This is a genomic window from Roseivirga sp. BDSF3-8 (assembly GCF_041449215.1).
Taxonomy (GTDB): domain Bacteria; phylum Bacteroidota; class Bacteroidia; order Cytophagales; family Cyclobacteriaceae; genus JBGNFV01.
The window spans coordinates 80892-104778 of the sequence record NZ_JBGNFV010000001.1; the positions used below are offsets into that span (position 1 = coordinate 80892).

The 23887-nt window shown below is 49.6% G+C and carries 3 protein-coding genes; all 3 read right to left on the bottom strand.

Annotated features, from left to right (window positions below; translation table 11 throughout):
* Positions 1-20: 20 nt before the first annotated feature.
* On the bottom strand, positions 21-1625 hold the full coding sequence (locus AB9P05_RS00190; RefSeq protein WP_371906799.1) for an MBL fold metallo-hydrolase: 1605 nt from the start codon (positions 1623-1625) through the stop codon (positions 21-23).
* A 102-nt stretch (positions 1626-1727) separates the two neighbouring features.
* The gene (locus AB9P05_RS00195; RefSeq protein WP_371906800.1) at positions 1728-20654 is read right to left on the bottom strand and encodes a non-ribosomal peptide synthase/polyketide synthase; all 18927 of its coding nucleotides are present in this window, start codon (positions 20652-20654) and stop codon (positions 1728-1730) included.
* The gene (locus AB9P05_RS00200; RefSeq protein WP_371906801.1) at positions 20651-23884 is read right to left on the bottom strand and encodes a beta-ketoacyl synthase N-terminal-like domain-containing protein; all 3234 of its coding nucleotides are present in this window, start codon (positions 23882-23884) and stop codon (positions 20651-20653) included. The genes AB9P05_RS00195 and AB9P05_RS00200 overlap by 4 nt, the downstream gene beginning before the upstream one ends.
* Positions 23885-23887: the final 3 nt, after the last annotated feature.

Below are 23887 nucleotides of genomic sequence, written 5' to 3' on the forward strand. Positions count from 1 at the left end.
AGATAGGAAGTGATAATCAATTAATACTCAATTGTTTTCTCTCCATACAGACGTTCCCCGTCTATATTCAGCTCCTTACATTTTTCAAGAAGTCTGTTAGATTCTACAATTGGCTTTGATTCATCTGTATACTTAATAGAGCTTATAAACTCCAGCCATGGCTCCATACCCATAGCGTATACAAATACATTTTTAGGACTAAATGTCTCCAGCAGACTATACCCCTGCTCAAAGTTACACCCTGCAAGTCTTCTGGAGTGATCCTGATCCCTGGGCAAAGGTTCGGGAAGAAGTGGCCCATATAACCATGACAGCGGGGCACCGTCACATTCCATACCAAGGAAGAGTACATCTATGTCGCCTACTGTCTTATGAATTCTATCATAAAGCATTGGCTCCACATTACAGGAATCTGCTACAAATAATACTTTGAATTTATTATGAAGTGCCACGTGAAAGCAAAGCTTACTTCTAACGTCCAGATCAGAGTGCTCACCTATAAAAGGCATTCCAGTAATAGTACATCTGTCAAGCTCAATAGTCTGCATATCGTCAAGTTCAATGATATTTTCAAAGCCGATCTTCTCAAACATCAGCCTCAGACCAGGGTCCTGTAGACTACCTTTACTACTACTAGGCACTACCAGAGTTTTCATACAATGGCGCAACTGAAGAAGTGTTTCGAGCAGTACGTGATCCTGGTGATTATGTGTAATAAGAACGTAATCAATTGTCTCGGGAAGGTCATTGATAGTATAACGAGGTATATCTGTTTCGTAGCCGTCATAGCTGATTACAGGATCCACCAGGATCGAAATTTCTTTCGTTTCTACCAGCACACAGGCATGTCCGAAATACCTTGTTCTGATACCATCACCGGTATATGGCTCATGCTTTGGAGGAGGAGTCTTCGTAAAGAAGGTCTCAAAAAGCTCTTCTTTATCATCGGGTATGCCCAGTAATTTCTTAATTTCTTCATAAGAGCCGGGCGTACGCTTCATTTTAAACAGTTCATCTATCACATTATTCCTGAATGGAATGTCAAGGTGGATAAGATGGTCGTCATTCAGGCGGGGTGTACTCAGGCAGAATGACCGGTCATTATCAGACTCTACCAACTGTAGCATAATAGACTGCGTTGACTCATCGTAGTATTCACTATTATACAGTAGTGCTTCGAAGAATCTGAAGTTTGGCTGATTGTTGAGGTCATAGAATAATTCTACATAGCCCTTTAGAATATCGGGCACCTTTTTGTACAGTTCATTCAGAGAGTAGCCTTTTGCTTCTTTCTGAAGGAGGTCGTTAAGCTCCTTCACGGCCGCATACATCGCGAGCATATTCGTTCTTTTCTGTACAGTGTCTTCGTACAGATCCTTAATTTCAGCAACCCTGCCGCCATTATAGTCTATAAACGGACCTCCCAGCATTTCAGGTTTTTTTACGGCTGCAGCATGGATTTTTGGATTTCTTATATAAGAATCCATAATCTTCAGGTGCCTCTCTTTGATGTTCATTACGGCAGTGGCCGGAGATACCAGGTGTGACCATGCATACCACCTGTCAATCAAAGCCTCTAAAGCTACGTTAAGCTTTAAATAATAGCCTTCGTTCTGTTGCTCCATTTCAAACTCTATTTAATTCGGTTATTAGCATATGGGAATATCCTATACAGACATAACGACCTTCAGGTACTTACAAATAAATATTATATAATAACAGGTTTATCATATAGTGATCCTGTCTGTCACTTTATCTTCTTCAATCTCTTCGTTCTGCCAGTAAGCATTATCTATTTCTTCGGCTAGGTTTGCTATATCAGCCTTCGTAAACATTATACTCAAGTCAATCTTCACATTGAACTTCTCTTGTATAGCAGAAGAAATTTTTACGGCTGCTAAACTATGTCCTCCTAATTCGAAGAAATTATCAGTAATACCCACCTTATCAACGTTTAGTACATTCTCCCAAATATCTACCAGGTACTCTTCAGTTGATGTGCGTGGTGCTATATACTCCTTCCTGATCAGATCAGATTCTGAAATATCTGGCAAGCGTTTTTTATCGACCTTACCGTTATTACTCAAAGGCAGTGCATCCATTTCCACGTAATGACTTGGAATCATATAATGCGGAAGTACAGCCCGTAGATAATTAAGCAGTTTTCTCTTATCTATGGCCTCTTTGGCTACCAGGTAAGTAGCTAAAACGTTCTCATCCTGGTGTTTTATGAGATTCACGCAAACTTGCTGTATAATATCGCTATAGCTAAATATGGCCATTTCGATCTCACCCAGCTCTATACGGAACCCGCGAATCTTCACCTGGTCGTCTTTACGACCGGCAAACTCAATCACGCCATTAGGAAGCCAACGTCCTAAGTCTCCTGTCCTGTACAGCTTCTCCCCTTTTCGGTAGGGATGGTCGATAAACTTCTCGGCCGTCAGGGACACTGCCTGCCAATAGCCCCTGGCCAGCCCATCGCCACCCAGGCAAATCTCACCCACCACGCCTACAGGCTGTACCTGCAGGTGATCGTCCAGTATATAGGCGGTACTATTACTTATAGGCGTTCCGACCGGAATATCACCATCTACCTGTGGTATCCTGTAGGTAAGAGAGAAGGTCGTATTTTCTGTGGGGCCATAGCCGTTAATTACTTCCAGATCAGGATACAGCTCTTTGACCTTACTGATATGGACTGGTGAAAGCTTATCACCGCCCACCAGTATGGTCTTCAGAGGGGCAAACAACTCCGGCACCTCATCCACAACATGGTTAAACCAGCCTGAGGTAAGCCACATTACATTTACCTGCTGCAAACGTACCTGCTCCGCAAATAAGGCATTGGTCAGAAGAGTGGACTGGGGGCAGATAATAAGCCTTCCCCCATTTAGAAGCGCCCCCCAATATTCAAAGGTAGTCGCATCAAATGATAATGCACCAGTAGCCAGAAGGACATCTGAGCTACTAAAGGTATAGTAGTTTGTATTCTTCACCAGGCGTACCACACTGCGATGCTCGATCATCACTCCTTTAGGCTCACCCGTAGACCCGGAAGTGTACATCATGTAGGCCAGTGAACCAGCATTGCAAGGTACTTCGGGGCTGTCAGAGGGGTATGTGGACATGACCGACTTAAAACGTGCCAGCATTTCTTCATCTATTGTCACCTGACAATTACTATCCTTTTCAATGAATTCAATACGCTGTGCAGGATAGGTCGGGTCCACCGGCACATAGGCACAACCGGCTTTTAGTATGGCGAGCTCACTGATCAGAAACCACTCGCTGCGTTCCAGCTTCACCCCTACAAAATCCTCCGCTTCCAGTCCGAAGGTAGCAAGCAGGTAGTGGGCCAGACGGTTAGACGCCTCCTCCAGTTCACGGTAGCTCAGCTCACGGTCTTCACACACCACGGCCGTAGCCTCAGGGGTAGCATTCGCCTGTTCGGCAAACAGATCGACGATAGTTTTATCAGAAGGATAACCGGAGGCTGTATTATTGAAGCCTTCAAGCAGCGTTTGCTTCTCAGAAGCCTCCAGGTAGGCAATAGCGGATACCGGTTGTGAAGGATTACTTATCGCCTCCTGAAGGAACTGTTCCAGATGACGGGCAAACTGCTCAATAAACCCTGAACCATACAGGTCGGTGTTGTATTCTATGTGAAGGGTAAGACGCCCATCATGCTCGGTGAACAGAAAGCTCATATCGAACTGACTCGAACGGCGGTGGTCTTCCTCATAATGGCGCAGCTTCAGCGACGGCGTACTCAGGTCGGACCCGCCAAACAGCTCCTGCTGGTTCTGCAATACAACCATCACATCGAACAGCGCCGACCGGCTAGTGTCTACTGCCAGGTCCAGCTCCTCCACCAGGCGGTCAAAAGGATAGTCCTGGTGCGCATAGGCTTCCGTAAGCGTCTGCTTCTGCGCTTCCAGTAACGAACTGAAGCTGCCTTCACGGTCAAACTGCGTGCGGATCGCAAGTGTGTTCAGGTACAATCCTATCTGACCCTCCAGATCCGGATGCTGACGACCCGCCAGGGGCGTGCCCATCACCACATCGCCCGTATGCGCGTAGCGGCTGAAAAGACCGTTCAAACCGCTCATCAAAAGCATGAACAAACTCACCTCTTGCTCCCTGGCAAACCCGTGAAGCAAACCGGTCAGCTCTTTACCGAACCGGCGGTAGTGAGAACTGCCGTTATAGGTCTTGATCTTAGGTCGAGGATAGTCGGTAGGCATCTCCAGTACCGGAAGGCTGCCGCTGAACTTCTCCAGCCAGTAGGCCCGGGAGGCCTCAAGCTCCGCCTGCTTCTCTTCACTCTCCATCCACTCGGCGTAGTCCTTATACTGGACAGGTAAAGACGGTAGCTCCGGCGTCCTGTTCCGGCTCAGGCTATCATACACTGACGTAAACTCACGGACCAGCACCTCCATGCTCCAGCCGTCACTGATAATATGGTGCATATTGAACCACAACACCGAACGCTCCTGAGAAAAACGGATCACACCGGTGCGGAACAGCGGCGCCTTGTCCAGCTCGATGCGCTGGTTGTAATATTTCTCCAGAAGGTCCCTAAGAGCTGACTCACTTTCGGTATGGTCACGAATGTCGTCTTCGGACGGACGGAAGCTGATATCCTCTACCGACAATATGTACTGACGTACACGGCCCTGCGCATTCTCCTTGAAAATCGTACGAAGACTCGCATGACGGTCGATGATCACCTCAAAAGTTTTATGTAGTATCCCGGTATCCAGGCTGCCTTCCACCTCAAACCCACCGGGAATGTTATAGGCCACGCTGCCTTCGGCAAACTGACTCAGGACATATAATCTCCGTTGTGAACTGGTCGACGCATAGCTGTCCTTTTCTGGAGCTAACGGAATAGCGCTGTAGACCCCTTCGGTAAGCTTCTCTGCTATACCCCGGATCGTCGGATCACTAAACACATCCCGTATTTCTACCTCCCGACTCAGTTGACGGCGGATACGGTTGATCAATAGCGTTACCTTCAGGCTATGGCCCCCCAGCTCAAAAAAGTTGTCCGTAACCCCTACCTGCTCTACACCCAGTATCTCAGACCAGAGCTCCGTCAGAATTCTTTCCGTATCAGTCGAAGGGGACACGTATTCCCGCTGGACCATGTCTTCACTGCTATAAGGCGGTAGCGCACGCTTGTCTACCTTGCCGTTCGCATTAAGCGGAAGTGCCTCTACCTGAACATAATAGGCAGGCAGCATGTAGGCAGGCAGTTGTTCACCCAGCCGCCTGCGAAGGGAACTCCTGTTCAATTCCCCCCCAGCTACCAAGTAAGCCGCCAGCACCGGCCCGGACTCCTCCCGCTGTACGACCACCACACTCTGGTCTACCTCCGGCTGCATTGTCAGCGCACTCTCGATCTCACCAAGCTCTATACGGAACCCCCGGATCTTTACCTGGTCGTCCTTACGGCCGGCAAACTCTATCACACCTTCAGGTAGCCAGCGCCCCAGGTCGCCGGTCTTATACAGCTTCTCCCCTTTTCGGTAGGGATGGTCGATAAACTTCTCGGCCGTCAAAGACGCTGCCTGCCAGTAGCCCCTGGCTAGACCGTCCCCGCCCAGGCAGATCTCTCCCACCACGCCTACGGGTACCAGGTGGTGATGCTCATCCAGTATGTAGCACGTACTGTTAGCTATGCCTCCCCCGATCGGTATGGTCGCGGCCTTCTCTGCTACTGCCTCTATCGGGTAGTAGGTCGAGAACGTCGTGTTCTCGGTAGGACCGTAGACGTGGTGGAGGTGCACCTCAGGATGCTGCGCCTTAAATCGCTTTACGTGCTGAACCGATACCTGCTCACCGCCGAACAGTATGTACTTCAGACGCCCGGCCTGAGGAAGCTCTGCCTCGGACAGCTTATTGAAAAGCGCCGTGGTGATAAAGAAGCTGTCGATCTGCTGGTCTGCAATCAGACTGCCCAACTTGTCCAGCTCCAAAAACACATCCCTGGAGGCAATAACCAGCGTGCCGCCGTTCAGCAGCGACATGTAAATATCAAAGGTAGAACCGTCAAAGGAGAAGCTGCTAAGTCCAAGTATCCGCTGACCTGCCCTGAAGTCGATATAGTTGGTGTTCTTTGCCAGTCGTACCACGGAACGGTGCTCGATCTGTATGCCTTTCGGATTGCCCGTAGACCCTGACGTGTACATCACGTAGGCCAGGCGGTCAGGACCGGTAGTAATGTCGGGACGGCTATCTGATAGCCCTTCGCTGTTACGGAAGGTGGTCAGCACATCCTCATCTATCGTAACCTGACACCGCGTATCCTCCTCGATGTAGGCAATACGCTGGGCCGGGTAGTTCACATCGATCGGCACGTAGGCACCCCCGGCCTTCAGGATCGATAGGAAGCTGATCACCGACCACTCGCTGCGTTCAACCTTTACACCCACAAAATCACCGTTATGTATACCGTAGTGGGCTAGCAGGTAGTGGGCAAGCCGGTTAGACACCTCCTCCAGCTCACGGTAGCTCAGCTTACGGTCTTCACAGACCAGCGCCGTGGTATCGGGAGTAGCATTCGCCTGTTCAGCAAACAGATCGACGATAGTTTTATCAGAAGGATAACCGGAGGCTGTATTATTGAAGCCTTCAAGCAGCGTTTGCTTCTCAGAAGCCTCCAGGTAGGCAATAGCGGATACCGGTTGTGAAGGATTACTTATCGCCTCCTGAAGGAACTGTTCCAGATGACGGGCAAACTGCTCAATAAACCCTGAACCATACAGGTCGGTGTTGTATTCTATGTGAAGGGTAAGACGCCCATCATGCTCGGTGAACAGAAAGCTCATATCGAACTGACTCGAACGGCGGTGGTCTTCCTCATAATGGCGCAGCTTCAGCGACGGCGTACTCAGGTCGGACCCGCCAAACAGCTCCTGCTGGTTCTGCAATACAACCATCACATCGAACAGCGCCGACCGGCTAGTGTCTACTGCCAGGTCCAGCTCCTCCACCAGGCGGTCAAAAGGATAGTCCTGGTGCGCATAGGCTTCCGTAAGCGTCTGCTTCTGCGCTTCCAGTAACGAACTGAAGCTGCCTTCACGGTCAAACTGCGTGCGGATCGCAAGTGTGTTCAGGTACAATCCTATCTGACCCTCCAGATCCGGATGCTGACGACCCGCCAGGGGCGTGCCCATCACCACATCGCCCGTATGCGCGTAGCGGCTGAAAAGACCGTTCAAACCGCTCATCAAAAGCATGAACAAACTCACCTCTTGCTCCCTGGCAAACCCGTGAAGCAAACCGGTCAGCTCTTTACCGAACCGGCGGTAGTGAGAACTGCCGTTATAGGTCTTGATCTTAGGTCGAGGATAGTCGGTAGGCATCTCCAGTACCGGAAGGCTGCCGCTGAACTTCTCCAGCCAGTAGGCCCGGGAGGCCTCAAGCTCCGCCTGCTTCTCTTCACTCTCCATCCACTCGGCGTAGTCCTTATACTGGACAGGTAAAGACGGTAGCTCCGGCGTCCTGTTCCGGCTCAGGCTATCATACACTGACGTAAACTCACGGACCAGCACCTCCATGCTCCAGCCGTCACTGATGATATGGTGCATATTGAACCACAACACCGAACGCTCCTGAGAAAAACGGATCACACCGGTGCGGAACAGCGGCGCCTTGTCCAGCTCGATGCGCTGGTTGTAATATTTCTCCAGAAGGTCCCTAAGAGCTGACTCACTTTCGGTATGGTCACGAATGTCGTCTTCGGACGGACGGAAGCTGATATCCTCTACCGACAATATGTACTGACGTACACGGCCCTGCGCATTCTCCTTGAAAATCGTACGAAGACTCGCATGACGATCGATGAGTACTTCGAAGGTAGTATATAAAAGATCTATGTCGGGCTCACCCTCTATCTCAAAAGCTCCTGGTATACTATAAGCTACACTACTTTCAGCCAACTGACTCAGGACATATAATCTCCGTTGTGAACTGGTCGACGCATAGCTGTCCTTTTCTGGAGCTAACGGAATAGCGCTGTAGACCCCTTCGGTAAGCTTCTCTGCTATACCCCGGATCGTCGGATCACTAAACACATCCCGTATTTCTACCTCCCGACTCAGTTGACGGCGGATACGGTTGATCAATAGCGTTACCTTCAGGCTATGGCCCCCCAGCTCAAAAAAGTTGTCCGTAACCCCTACCTGCTCTACACCCAGTATCTCAGACCAGAGCTCCGTCAGAATTCTTTCCGTATCAGTCGAAGGGGACACGTATTCCCGCTGGACCATGTCTTCACTGCTATAAGGCGGTAGCGCACGCTTGTCTACCTTGCCGTTCGCATTAAGCGGAAGTGCCTCTACCTGAACATAATAGGCAGGCAGCATGTAGGCAGGCAGTTGTTCACCCAGCCGCCTGCGAAGGGAACTCCTGTTCAATTCCCCCCCAGCTACCAAGTAAGCCGCCAGCACCGGCCCGGACTCCTCCCGCTGTACGACCACCACACTCTGGTCTACCTCCGGCTGCATTGTCAGCGCACTCTCGATCTCACCAAGCTCTATACGGAACCCCCGGATCTTTACCTGGTCGTCCTTACGGCCGGCAAACTCTATCACACCTTCAGGTAGCCAGCGCCCCAGGTCGCCGGTCTTATACAGCTTCTCCCCTTTTCGGTAGGGATGGTCGATAAACTTCTCGGCCGTCAAAGACGCTGCCTGCCAGTAGCCCCTGGCTAGACCGTCCCCGCCCAGGCAGATCTCTCCCACCACGCCTACGGGTACCAGGTGGTGATGCTCATCCAGTATGTAGCACGTACTGTTAGCTATGCCTCCCCCGATCGGTATGGTCGCGGCCTTCTCTGCTACTGCCTCTATCGGGTAGTAGGTCGAGAACGTCGTGTTCTCGGTAGGACCGTAGACGTGGTGGAGGTGCACCTCAGGATGCTGCGCCTTAAATCGCTTTACGTGCTGAACCGATACCTGCTCACCGCCGAACAGTATGTACTTCAGACGCCCGGCCTGAGGAAGCTCTGCCTCGGACAGCTTATTGAAAAGCGCCGTGGTGATAAAGAAGCTGTCGATCTGCTGGTCTGCAATCAGACTGCCCAACTTGTCCAGCTCCAAAAACACATCCCTGGAGGCAATAACCAGCGTGCCGCCGTTCAGCAGCGACATGTAAATATCAAAGGTAGAACCGTCAAAGGAGAAGCTGCTAAGTCCAAGTATCCGCTGACCTGCCCTGAAGTCGATATAGTTGGTGTTCTTTGCCAGTCGTACCACGGAACGGTGCTCGATCTGTATGCCTTTCGGATTGCCCGTAGACCCTGACGTGTACATCACGTAGGCCAGGCGGTCAGGACCGGTAGTAATGTCGGGACGGCTATCTGATAGCCCTTCGCTGTTACGGAAGGTGGTCAGCACATCCTCATCTATCGTAACCTGACACCGCGTATCCTCCTCGATGTAGGCAATACGCTGGGCCGGGTAGTTCACATCGATCGGCACGTAGGCACCCCCGGCCTTCAGGATCGATAGGAAGCTGATCACCGACCACTCGCTGCGTTCAACCTTTACACCCACAAAATCACCGTTATGTATACCGTAGTGGGCTAGCAGGTAGTGGGCAAGCCGGTTAGACACCTCCTCCAGCTCACGGTAGCTCAGCTTACGGTCTTCACAGACCAGCGCCGTGGTATCGGGAGTAGCATTCGCCTGTTCAGCAAACAGATCGACGATAGTTTTATCAGAAGGATAACCGGAGGCTGTATTATTGAAGCCTTCAAGCAGCGTTTGCTTCTCAGAAGCCTCCAGGTAGGCAATAGCGGATACCGGTTGTGAAGGATTACTTATCGCCTCCTGAAGGAACTGTTCCAGATGACGGGCAAACTGCTCAATAAACCCTGAACCATACAGGTCGGTGTTGTATTCTATGTGAAGGGTAAGACGCCCATCATGCTCGGTGAACAGAAAGCTCATATCGAACTGACTCGAACGGCGGTGGTCTTCCTCATAATGGCGCAGCTTCAGCGACGGCGTACTCAGGTCGGACCCGCCAAACAGCTCCTGCTGGTTCTGCAATACAACCATCACATCGAACAGCGCCGACCGGCTAGTGTCTACTGCCAGGTCCAGCTCCTCCACCAGGCGGTCAAAAGGATAGTCCTGGTGCGCATAGGCTTCCGTAAGCGTCTGCTTCTGCGCTTCCAGTAACGAACTGAAGCTGCCTTCACGGTCAAACTGCGTGCGGATCGCAAGTGTGTTCAGGTACAATCCTATCTGACCCTCCAGATCCGGATGCTGACGACCCGCCAGGGGCGTGCCCATCACCACATCGCCCGTATGCGCGTAGCGGCTGAAAAGACCGTTCAAACCGCTCATCAAAAGCATGAACAAACTCACCTCTTGCTCCCTGGCAAACCCGTGAAGCAAACCGGTCAGCTCTTTACCGAACCGGCGGTAGTGAGAACTGCCGTTATAGGTCTTGATCTTAGGTCGAGGATAGTCGGTAGGCATCTCCAGTACCGGAAGGCTGCCGCTGAACTTCTCCAGCCAGTAGGCCCGGGAGGCCTCAAGCTCCGCCTGCTTCTCTTCACTCTCCATCCACTCGGCGTAGTCCTTATACTGGACAGGTAAAGACGGTAGCTCCGGCGTCCTGTTCCGGCTCAGGCTATCATACACTGACGTAAACTCACGGACCAGCACCTCCATGCTCCAGCCGTCACTGATAATATGGTGCATATTGAACCACAACACCGAACGCTCCTGAGAAAAACGGATCACACCGGTGCGGAACAGCGGCGCCTTGTCCAGCTCGATGCGCTGGTTGTAATATTTCTCCAGAAGGTCCCTAAGAGCTGACTCACTTTCGGTATGGTCACGAATGTCGTCTTCGGACGGACGGAAGCTGATATCCTCTACCGACAATATGTACTGACGTACACGGCCCTGCGCATTCTCCTTGAAAATCGTACGAAGACTCGCATGACGGTCGATGATCACCTCAAAAGTTTTATGTAGTATCCCGGTATCCAGGCTGCCTTCCACCTCAAACCCACCGGGAATGTTATAGGCCACGCTGCCTTCGGCAAACTGACTCAGGACATATAATCTCCGTTGTGAACTGGTCGACGCATAGCTGTCCTTTTCTGGAGCTAACGGAATAGCGCTGTAGACCCCTTCGGTAAGCTTCTCTGCTATACCCCGGATCGTCGGATCACTAAACACATCCCGTATTTCTACCTCCCGACTCAGTTGACGGCGGATACGGTTGATCAATAGCGTTACCTTCAGGCTATGGCCCCCCAGCTCAAAAAAGTTGTCCGTAACCCCTACCTGCTCTACACCCAGTATCTCAGACCAGAGCTCCGTCAGAATTCTTTCCGTATCAGTCGAAGGGGACACGTATTCCCGCTGGACCATGTCTTCACTGCTATAAGGCGGTAGCGCACGCTTGTCTACCTTGCCGTTCGCATTAAGCGGAAGTGCCTCTACCTGAACATAATAGGCAGGCAGCATGTAGGCAGGCAGTTGTTCACCCAGCCGCCTGCGAAGGGAACTCCTGTTCAATTCCCCCCCAGCTACCAAGTAAGCCGCCAGCACCGGCCCGGACTCCTCCCGCTGTACGACCACCACACTCTGGTCTACCTCCGGCTGCATTGTCAGCGCACTCTCGATCTCACCAAGCTCTATACGGAACCCCCGGATCTTTACCTGGTCGTCCTTACGGCCGGCAAACTCTATCACACCTTCAGGTAGCCAGCGCCCCAGGTCGCCGGTCTTATACAGCTTCTCCCCTTTTCGGTAGGGATGGTCGATAAACTTCTCGGCCGTCAAAGACGCTGCCTGCCAGTAGCCCCTGGCTAGACCGTCCCCGCCCAGGCAGATCTCTCCCACCACGCCTACGGGTACCAGGTGGTGATGCTCATCCAGTATGTAGCACGTACTGTTAGCTATGCCTCCCCCGATCGGTATGGTCGCGGCCTTCTCTGCTACTGCCTCTATCGGGTAGTAGGTCGAGAACGTCGTGTTCTCGGTAGGACCGTAGACGTGGTGGAGGTGCACCTCAGGATGCTGCGCCTTAAATCGCTTTACGTGCTGAACCGATACCTGCTCACCGCCGAACAGTATGTACTTCAGACGCCCGGCCTGAGGAAGCTCTGCCTCGGACAGCTTATTGAAAAGCGCCGTGGTGATAAAGAAGCTGTCGATCTGCTGGTCTGCAATCAGACTGCCCAACTTGTCCAGCTCCAAAAACACATCCCTGGAGGCAATAACCAGCGTGCCGCCGTTCAGCAGCGACATGTAAATATCAAAGGTAGAACCGTCAAAGGAGAAGCTGCTAAGTCCAAGTATCCGCTGACCTGCCCTGAAGTCGATATAGTTGGTGTTCTTTGCCAGTCGTACCACGGAACGGTGCTCGATCTGTATGCCTTTCGGATTGCCCGTAGACCCTGACGTGTACATCACGTAGGCCAGGCGGTCAGGACCGGTAGTAATGTCGGGACGGCTATCTGATAGCCCTTCGCTGTTACGGAAGGTGGTCAGCACATCCTCATCTATCGTAACCTGACACCGCGTATCCTCCTCGATGTAGGCAATACGCTGGGCCGGGTAGTTCACATCGATCGGCACGTAGGCACCCCCGGCCTTCAGGATCGATAGGAAGCTGATCACCGACCACTCGCTGCGTTCAACCTTTACACCCACAAAATCACCGTTATGTATACCGTAGTGGGCTAGCAGGTAGTGGGCAAGCCGGTTAGACACCTCCTCCAGCTCACGGTAGCTCAGCTTACGGTCTTCACAGACCAGCGCCGTGGTATCGGGAGTAGCATTCGCCTGTTCAGCAAACAGATCGACGATAGTTTTATCAGAAGGATAACCGGAGGCTGTATTATTGAAGCCTTCAAGCAGCGTTTGCTTCTCAGAAGCCTCCAGGTAGGCAATAGCGGATACCGGTTGTGAAGGATTACTTATCGCCTCCTGAAGGAACTGTTCCAGATGACGGGCAAACTGCTCAATAAACCCTGAACCATACAGGTCGGTGTTGTATTCTATGTGAAGGGTAAGACGCCCATCATGCTCGGTGAACAGAAAGCTCATATCGAACTGACTCGAACGGCGGTGGTCTTCCTCATAATGGCGCAGCTTCAGCGACGGCGTACTCAGGTCGGACCCGCCAAACAGCTCCTGCTGGTTCTGCAATACAACCATCACATCGAACAGCGCCGACCGGCTAGTGTCTACTGCCAGGTCCAGCTCCTCCACCAGGCGGTCAAAAGGATAGTCCTGGTGCGCATAGGCTTCCGTAAGCGTCTGCTTCTGCGCTTCCAGTAACGAACTGAAGCTGCCTTCACGGTCAAACTGCGTGCGGATCGCAAGTGTGTTCAGGTACAATCCTATCTGACCCTCCAGATCCGGATGCTGACGACCCGCCAGGGGCGTGCCCATCACCACATCGCCCGTATGCGCGTAGCGGCTGAAAAGACCGTTCAAACCGCTCATCAAAAGCATGAACAAACTCACCTCTTGCTCCCTGGCAAACCCGTGAAGCAAACCGGTCAGCTCTTTACCGAACCGGCGGTAGTGAGAACTGCCGTTATAGGTCTTGATCTTAGGTCGAGGATAGTCGGTAGGCATCTCCAGTACCGGAAGGCTGCCGCTGAACTTCTCCAGCCAGTAGGCCCGGGAGGCCTCAAGCTCCGCCTGCTTCTCTTCACTCTCCATCCACTCGGCGTAGTCCTTATACTGGACAGGTAAAGACGGTAGCTCCGGCGTCCTGTTCCGGCTCAGGCTATCATACACTGACGTAAACTCACGGACCAGCACCTCCATGCTCCAGCCGTCACTGATGATATGGTGCATATTGAACCACAACACCGAACGCTCCTCAGATACCCGGATCACACCGGTGCGGAACAGCGGCGCCTTGTCCAGCTCGATGCGCTGGTTGTAATATTTCTCCAGAAGGTCCCTAAGAGCTGACTCACTTTCGGTATGGTCACGAATGTCGTCTTCGGACGGACGGAAGCTGATATCCTCTACCGACAATATGTACTGACGTACACGGCCCTGCGCATTCTCCTTGAAAATCGTACGAAGACTCGCATGACGATCGATGAGTACTTCGAAGGTAGTATATAAAAGATCTATGTCGGGCTCACCCTCTATCTCAAAAGCTCCTGGTATACTATAAGCTACACTACTTTCAGCCAACTGACTCAGAACATATAATCTCCGTTGTGAACTGGTCGACGCATAGCTGTCCTTTTCTGGAGCTAACGGAATAGCACTGTAATCCCCTTTGGTAAGCTTCTCTGCTATACCCCGGATCGTCGGATTATCGAACATGTCCCCTATATCCACGTCCTGGCCTAATTCCTGTAGAATACGATTGACCAAAAGAATAGCTTTAAGGCTATGGCCTCCCAAGTCAAAAAAGTTATCCGTAACGCCGATCTCATCTATGTCAAGTACTTCTTTCCAAATAAGGACCAGTTGCTCTTCAAGTTTGCTCTCAGGTGCCAGATACTCTCCCTGAACCAGGTCATGGTTACTATATGCCGGTAAAGCTTTTTTATCAACTTTACCATTTACAGTCAGAGGCAGCGAATCTACCTGAACATAGTAGGCAGGCAGCATGTAGTCAGGAAGCAGATCATTCAAACGGTTTCTCAGTTGGGCCTTGTTCAACTGTTCTCTAGCTACCATGTATGCCGCCAGCACCGGCCCGGACTCCTCCCGCTGTACGACCACCACACTCTGGTCTACCTCCGGCTGCATTGTCAGCGCACTCTCGATCTCACCCAGCTCTATACGGAACCCCCGGATCTTTACCTGGTCGTCCTTACGGCCCGAAAATTCGATCATACCATCAGGTAGCCAGCGCCCCAGGTCGCCGGTCTTATACAGCTTCTCCCCTTTTCGGTAGGGATGGTCGATAAACTTCTCGGCCGTCAGAGACGCTGCCTGCCAGTAACCCCTGGCAAGACCGTCCCCGCCCAGACAGATCTCTCCCACCACGCCAATGGGCTGTACCTGCATTCGATCGTCCAGTATATAGGCCGTACTATTGCTGATGGGCGTACCAATAGGTATGTCCCCCTCCACTGAAGGAATAAGATAGGTTAGTGAGAAGGTCGTATTTTCTGTAGGGCCATATCCATTGATCACCTCCACTCCGGCATTCAGGTTTTTGACCTTGCGGATATGGGCAGGGGACAGTTTGTCTCCTCCTACTAGTATTGTTTTTAATGGATTAAACAACTCAGGCATTTCATCCGCAATATGGTTGAACCACCCTGAGGTTATCCACATTACATTTACTTCATTTCTGCTTATTTCTTTAGCAAATGAGGTATTATTAAGTAAAATAGCCTGGGGACATACTACAAGTTTACTACCATTCAATAAGGGACCCCAATACTCAAAAGTGGTCGCATCAAAAGACATAGCGCCGGTAGTGAGAAGTATATCAGCAGGTGTGAAACTATAGTAGTTACTATTCTTCACCAATCTGACTACGCTACGGTGCTCCACCATCACTCCCTTCGGCTCTCCGGTAGAACCTGAGGTATACATCATATAAGCTAATGACCGGGAACTGGTGGCTACATCAGGATAGTGAGTAGGAAAGTTGGAAATTTCCACTCTGAAGTGTTCCAGAATTTCCTCATCAATAGTAGTACGGCATTTACTATCCGTTTCAATATAGGCAATCCGCCTGGCAGGATAGGCCGGATCTATGGGTACATAGGCACAACCGGCTTTCAAAATCGCCAATTCGCAGATGAGTACCCATTCACTACGTTGTATCTTTAATCCTATAAAATCTTCTGTCTCCGGCTGATAATAGTTTAAAAGGTAATGTGCCAGGCGACTGGACACTTCATCCAATTCACGATAACTCAATTCACGCTCTTCAAAAACCACTGCGACAGCATCAGGAGTACTTTTCACCTGTTGGGCAAACAGATCGACAATCGTTTTGTCAGAGGGATAATCGGAGGTTGTATAATTAAAGTCATCCAGGAGATGATCCTTTTCGGAAGCCTCGAGGTAAGAAATGGTGGAAACAGACTGCTCTGCATTACTCACTGCAGTACCCAGAAATTGCTCCAGGTGACGGGCTATCTGAGCGATAAAATCCTCGCTGTACAAATCAGTATTATACTGTATTTGCAAATTCAATCGTTCATCCTGTTCAGTGAACAAAAAGCTCATATCGAACTGGGTAGAGCGGCTGTGATTATCTTTGTAATAACTTAACTGAAGTGAAGAGGCAGACAGATCTGAAGCATCGAAAAGCTCCTGCTGATTTTGGAGCGTCATCGTTACGCTAAACAGTGCTGAACGGCTTGTATCTGATTTCAAGCCTAGTTGCTCTACCAGACGATCGAAAGGGTAGTCCTGGTGCGCATAGGCTCCTGTCAATGATTCCTTCTGGGCTTCCAGCAGCGAAGAAAAACTACTCTCCGGGTCGAACTGCGTGCGGATTGCAAGTGTGTTCAGGTACAACCCTATCTGGCCCTCAAGGTCAGGGTGCTGCCGACCGGCCAGAGGAGTACCTATCACCACGTCACCCGTATTGGTATAGCGACTAAAGAGGCCATTTAGGCCACTCATCAACAGCATGAAAAGGCTTACTTTCTGATCTTTGGCAAAACTATGTAGCGAACCGGTCAGCTCTTTACTGAATCTTCGATAGTGGGAGCTGCCGTTGTACGTTTTGACTTTAGGTCGAGGATAGTCGGTAGGCATCTCCAGTACCGGCAGGCTACCACTAAACCGGTCGAGCCAGTAGGCTTCTGAAGCTTCAAGCTCCTGCTGCTTCTCCTCACTGATCATCCACTCGGCGTAGTCCTTGTACTGGATGGGTAGCTCGGGCAGTTCGGGGTTTTTACCCTGGCTCAGGCTATCATACACTGACGTAAACTCCCTGATCAGCACCTCCATGCTCCAGCCGTCACTGATTATATGGTGCATATTGAACCAAAGAACAGACCGCTTGTCTGATACCCGGATCACACCAGCACGGAAGAGGGGAGCTTTACCCAAATCAAAACGATGACTATAATATCCTTTTAGTAAGGAAGTGAGTGTATTTTCCGGATCAAGATCGTACCTCAGGTCATCTTCTAAAATGTGAAGAGATACCTCCCCGGCAGTAAGTATGTGTTGGCGTACCTCACCACTGCGATCTTTCCTGAATATAGTCCGTAAGCTCTCATGACGTTCTATAAGGCTGATAAACGTCTCAAGTAATAGTCCTTTATCAAGTGGACTGTTTACCTCAAAAGCACCGGGAATATTATAAGCTATGTTTACTTCAGCAAGCTGACTCAGGCCATAAAGGCGACGTTGTGAGCTGGTTACGACATAACTCTCCTGGTCTGAAACGTGGGGAATAGCACTGTACCGCTTCTCAGTTAGCTTATCGGCAATTCTGCGAATCGTGGGACTGCTAAATATCTCCTTAGCTTCAAGCTCCTGGTTTAACTCTTTCCGAATACGGTTTACCAGCAACGTTACCTTAAGGCTATGGCCGCCCAACTCAAAGAAGTTGTCCGTCACACCCACTTGCTCTACGCCTAGAACATCGGACCAGAGTTCTGCCAGTGCTTTCTCTGTTACTGTGCCGGGGGCAATGTACTCGCGCTGTACCTTATCTTCATTGCTGAAGGCAGGAAGGGCTTTCTTATCTACCTTACCATTAGCCGTCAACGGAACAGCCTCTATTTCTACAAAATAGGCCGGCACCATATAACCGGGTAGCTTGGTCGAAATCTCTGTTTTCAGGGCAGCTTTATCTAACTGTCCAAAAGGAACAATATAGGCTACCAATACTTCCTCCCGTACGGTAACCACTACTTTATCTACACCTGCAATTCCGAAAATAATATGTTCTACTTCACCTAATTCTATGCGGTGACCGCGTACTTTAACCTGATCATCAAAGCGACCCTGGTACTCAAGAATACCCCCAGGCAACCAGCGGCCGAGGTCACCGGTTTGGTAAAGTTTCTCACCTTCCTTAAAGGGATGATCGATAAACCTGGCACCTGTCAACTGCGGACGTCGCAGATACCCCCTGGCAAGGCCATTACCACTGAGACAAATCTGACCACTTACTCCCAGTGGCTGAAGCATCAGTGCGTCAGATAGTATATAGGCCTGTGTATTGTGGATAGGGCGGCCAATAGGCACAGAAGTATTATAATCTGATGCCAAAAGGTATCCCGTACTATAAGTGGTATCTTCAGAAGGACCGTACAGGTTTCGTATTTCTATACCGGTATCTTTGAGCTGTCCTGCGATAGATAAAGGGAAAGCTTCACCGGCAAGGTTAATGGCGACCACATTATCAAGTGACAGGCTAGTCTGTAAGAGGTTGTTTAATACACTGGGTACTGTATTAATTAATACACCTGAATCATTCGGCAGGTGTGCCGGTATGGATAGGCCGTTGTTTAATACTTTAACTTTTTTACCGGTAATTAAGGGATAGAAAAACTCAAATACGGAAAGGTCAAAGCAATGAGAGGTTACAGCATATACTGTTTCCACTCCGGTATTATAAAACTCTTCCCTGGCCCAATGTAGTAGCGCAGCCACGTTCCTGTGCTCGATCATCACGCCCTTGGGCTGCCCTGTGGAACCGGAAGTATATAATACGTATGCCAGGTTCGAACGATCGATAGTTACTCCGGGTGCAATACCGGCTACGGTTGAAGAACTGAACTTCTTCAGCAATTCTTCATCTATCGTAAGCCTGCATCTACTGTCTTCTTCCATGAAGGCAATACGCGACTCAGGATAGGCAGGATCAATAGGTACATAAGCAGCTCCCGCTTTCATGACGGCCAAGAGGGAAATTGGCAACCATTCACTACGCTCCAGCTTTACGCCGATCAGGTCTTCCGGTACTACCTTATATTCCGATAGCAGGAAGTGAGCCAACTTACTTACCTGTTCATCTACCTGCCGATAGCTCAGTTCACGGTTTTCGTAAATGATCGCCGTAGCGTCAGGAGTGCTATTTACCTGCTCTGAATACAGGTCTATCAATGTCTTATCCTCCGGGTAAGGCGCTATTTTCCCTTCAGCATATGTAAGTAATTGTTCCGTCTGAGATTCACTCAGCATATTTGCCTGGCCTAGGGGCTGGTGCGGACTCCGGCTAAGAGACTGAAGGAGGTTAGTATAGTACTCTGCCATCCTTTCAATACTCCCGGTAGTAAAAAGATCGGAGTTGTACTCCCATTTCAGCAAAAGCCCCTCTTCTAATTCTTCAACTACAAGGGATAGATCATACAGAGCATAAGGTTTTTCCTGATCAACGAGCGAAAGGGATACACCGGGCAGTTCCGCATGAGTTTTGTCAAAATTCTGAAAGGAAAACATCACCTGAAACAGCGAGCTGTAGGAGGTGTTCCGTTCTTTCTGCAACTCAGAAACCAGCATATCAAAAGGCATTTGCTGATGGGCATACGCCTCCAATAGCATTTGTTTGTTCAGGTTAACTAGTTGTGTAAAGCTCATCTGCCCCGTCATAGTGGACCGTAGCACAAGCATGTTTACAAAAAATCCAATAAGGTCTGCTACTTCCGCTTGCTCGCGGTTTGCTATAGGAGTACCTACAACTATATCATTTTCATTACTGCAACGCGCGAGTAAAACGCTGAATACGGAGTACAGCCCGGTGAACAGGGTGGTTGCCTCACGATCACACAACTTTTTCAACTGTTGTACGACGCCGCTATTAATTTTGGTCCGTATGGTATGACCATTAAAGGTCTGTTCCGCAGGTCTTTTATGGTCTAGTGGCAAGCTGTGTACAGATGGCAGCAGATGTAGTTGCCTGTGCCAGTAATTTCGTAGCCTCTCCAGGTTATTACCTTTAAGCCAGTTCTGCTGCCAGGCGGCGTAATCTATATATTGTATACTAAGTTTAGGAAGTGGGCTGGACTTGCCTTCGCAAAGCGCTGTATATAATACGCAAAATTCCCTTACAATAAGGCCTATAGACCAACCATCCGTAGCTATATGATGTACGGTAACTATTACGGTAAACGTATTATCCTCTGTTTGAAGTAACCGCACCCTAAGCATACTGTCACTTTGCAGGTCGAATGCTTTGGTTGATTCTTCAAGTTGGGCAGTACTTAATATTTCCTTCCTCTCCCTCTCTGTAAAATGGCGGTAGTCTTCTAGCTCTATTTTCAGAGGTTCGGCCGGGTGTACCACCTGGTAAGCTTCTGACTGCTCATCTACATGATAGGTGGACCGAAGTACTTCATGACGGACAAGGATGGTATTAAATGTCTCTCTGAATAAGTCCACATTTAATTCTCCTTCCAGTAGCAGCGTATTGGATATATTATAATGGGTACTGCCTTCTATCTGATCCAGCATCCATAGGCGTCGCTGGGTATATGATAGCTTACCAGGACCATTCGCATCACGCTTACTTATTGAAAGCCTCTTCTTTGTACCGCCATTCCGCCTGGAAAGAAGTAATTGCTTTACTTCTTCCTTATGCTCTCTTAACTGAGCAAGCAGGTTTTTATCGATACCTTGTTCAGGAAGCTTGCAAAGAAGCTTATCTTCTTTGACGGAGAGCTTTACCTGACTGGCTATCAATTCATTTAAAAGTTCTTCTATGATCATAGCTCTATATAATCCTCCTCATCATCATACTCACTACCGGCAATCATATCTACCAGGTTATCAGCATTCTTTTTAGAGGTTATGAGTGTGGCGAGTTCTTTAATATTTAATGTTTCGGATAGCTCCTTCAGTGTCAGTTCCACCTCAAATTCGTCAGAGAGTTGTGTCATCAGCTTTGTGGCCAGTAGAGAGTTTCCACCTGCTTCGAAGTAATTATCCATTATGCCGGCCGGAGCGTATCCGAGTACTGACTCCCAGTAAACGGCAATCGACTTTTCCATTTCAGTAGCAGGCGCTACGTATACGGTGCTTACAGGTCTTTTTTTATTTATTACCTGCTCGGCACAAGCATTCTCTACAGCGGCAAATGAGGTATCGTCGTACATTACCTGGATTTTAGAATGCAGGCTTTCACTGCAGGCTGAGAAAAGCTTTTGGATGCCTTCTATATATTGTTTGTGCAATTCATCCATGGCTTCCAGCAGCTCTGGAGAAATCTTTTCATTTTCTAGATGCACTTCCACCGACGTCTTCAACCTATTACTTAGGTACCGGCTCTGATTTTGATGATAGGCACTTTTGATTTCTGGAAAATCCCTGTACTGTACATTAAGTAAAGGTTTCCAAAAGTATTGCTTTGAGAAATAATAGCCGGGAAGTGAGATCTTTCTACCGGGGTGGCTGCCGGGTTTTTCTGATGGGCTGCCTTTCGCGTATAGTTGAGCTCTCCCCTTTTGAAGGTTAAGTACCGAAGCCTCAAGGTTATCAGTCCTCGGCATCAGGTTTACCGTATCGGCCTCTTCGTTTAAAATTGCTTTTACGAAAGAGGAAAGTCCGTTTCCTGGGCCTACTTCTACAAATACTGGATGAGATACAGTATTTGTAGCTTCTTTAATGGCATCCGCAAACTTTACCGGGTTTGTGATTTGGTCCAACCAGTAGCGAGGCGTGCCCAGTTCTTGGCTATCGACCGTAGCCCCGGTATAGGTGGATATAATAGTAAACTCAGCCGTATTAAAGGTTGCCTGTTGCAAAACTTCCTCATACTCAGCCAGAGCAGGCTGCATCATAGCCGTATGATAGGCATGAGAAACCTCCAGCCTTTTATATTTAATACTATTAATATCAAATACCCCGCTTTGCTTCTGTATAGCTTTTGGCGGCCCTCCAATCACTATACTTTTATCACTATTAATCACGCAAACACTCACCTGGTCTTCCAACAGCGGCGTGAGTTCATCCTGAGACAGACGAACGAGCAACATGGTGCCTTCAGCCATTTGCCCCATCAGTCTGCCCCGATGGTAAACAAGTTTAAGTGCCTCCTCTACGGAAAAAATTCCAGCCAGGCAGGCGGCAACATATTCTCCCAGACTATGGCCGATAAGGGCTGCTGGAACAGTGCCGTAACGCAGCACTGTTTTTGCCAGGCAGTATTCCACCACAAACAGGGCCACCTGGGTATTTTCAGTTCTGCCGAGCAGCGTAGCATCCTGAGAGAATACAATTTCTTTAAAGTCAGTGCCGCACAATTCATTCAGGTAGCGGAAGCAAAAATCCATGTCCTTCCTAAAACCTTCATCTTGATTATACAGCCCCACACCCATACCTGGATACTGGCTTCCCTGTCCCGGAAATAGGAAGACGGGATTGGTGAACTCACCATTTCCCTCGTATATTTCTTCGTTCAGGCTACCCTCCAGTTGCGAGATCAGTTCCTTGCGGCTGGTGCATACTGTACTGAAACGCTGAGCAAACATTTGTCTGCCATATAATGTGGTATTCTCTATATCCGCAAGGGATATTTCCGTATGGTGCTTCAGGAAGTCTGCCAGCCGGACCTTTTGTTGCTGCAGGTTAGCGGCAGTCATAGAGGACAGCCCCACCACATAAGGGCGGTCATCCCGAGCAGTAGTGCTTTCTCGCTGTGGCGGCTGCTCTACGATCACATGCACATTAGTCCCGCCTACCCCCAGGGAACTGATACCTGCCCTACGAATGCCAAAATGGTCAGGCCAGGCAGTATGGGCCTCACTTATGTAAAATGGCGAAGACCCAAGGTTTAAGGCTGGGTTTGCTTCGCTAAAGTTAATATTAGGTACAAGTTCCCCGTATTTTACACACAGTGCCGTCTTGATGAGGGAAGCTATGCCTGCGGCAGCATCCAAATGGCCTATATTACCTTTTACTGACCCGATAGCACAGTACTGAAGCTTATCTGTATGCTCGCGATAAGCCTCACTGAGAGCAGAAATTTCTATCGGGTCGCCGATCAGGGTACCGGTGCCATGCGCCTCTATCATTCCAATAGTGTCCGGGCTGATATCTGCCACACTAATAGCTTCCAGGATCATGTCACGCTGATAGTTTACACTAGGCGTGGTATATCCCTGCTTGTTAGCTCCGTCATTGTTTACAGCTGTACCCTTGATTAGTGCATAGATATTGTCGTTATCGGCCAATGCATCCGCAGCTCTTTTGAGCAATACAGTGCCTACACCATCACCCATTATGGTTCCGCTGGCATTCTTATCAAAAGGCCGGCACATACCGTCTTTAGAGAAAATAGACTCCGGTACATGGACATAACCAAGGGTCTCAGAAGCATTATAGGCCGACCCGCCGGCCAGGGCCATATCACACTCAAAGTTCAAAAGGCTCTGACAGGCCTGGTGCACGGCCAGCAGGGAAGTAGAGCAGGCAGTCTGCAGACTCATCGCCGGTCCTGTAAGGTTCAGTTTATACGATATCCAGGTAGCAAGAAAATCCTTGTCATTTAAAATCCTGTAAAGAAGTGGATCTATTTGCTCACCTAAAGCATTGGTATCCAGAATTTCAATAAGGTAAGAGTTGGTAGACATACCGCAAAAGTTCCCAACGGCTACATCCAACCTGTTAAGGTCATACCCTGCATCCTCTATTGCATGGTAGCTGGCCTGGAGAAGTAACCTGATCTGCGGATCCAGCAGGGTAGCTTCAGTTTTTGAAAGCCTGAAGAAGTCACCATCAAAGTACCTGCCGTTTTCCAATACAGAACTGGCGTTGACAAACCTTTTGTGATTGTATACAGATTCAGGCATGCCTGAAGCAGCTATTTTCTCCTCACTCGCCTTCTCTACACTATTGACCCCATTGACAAGGTTTTGCCAGTATTCTGAAATATTGCCTGCTTTAGGAAATCTTCCTGCCATGCCAATGATGGCAATATCATTATCTGAAACTCCTTGCATCTG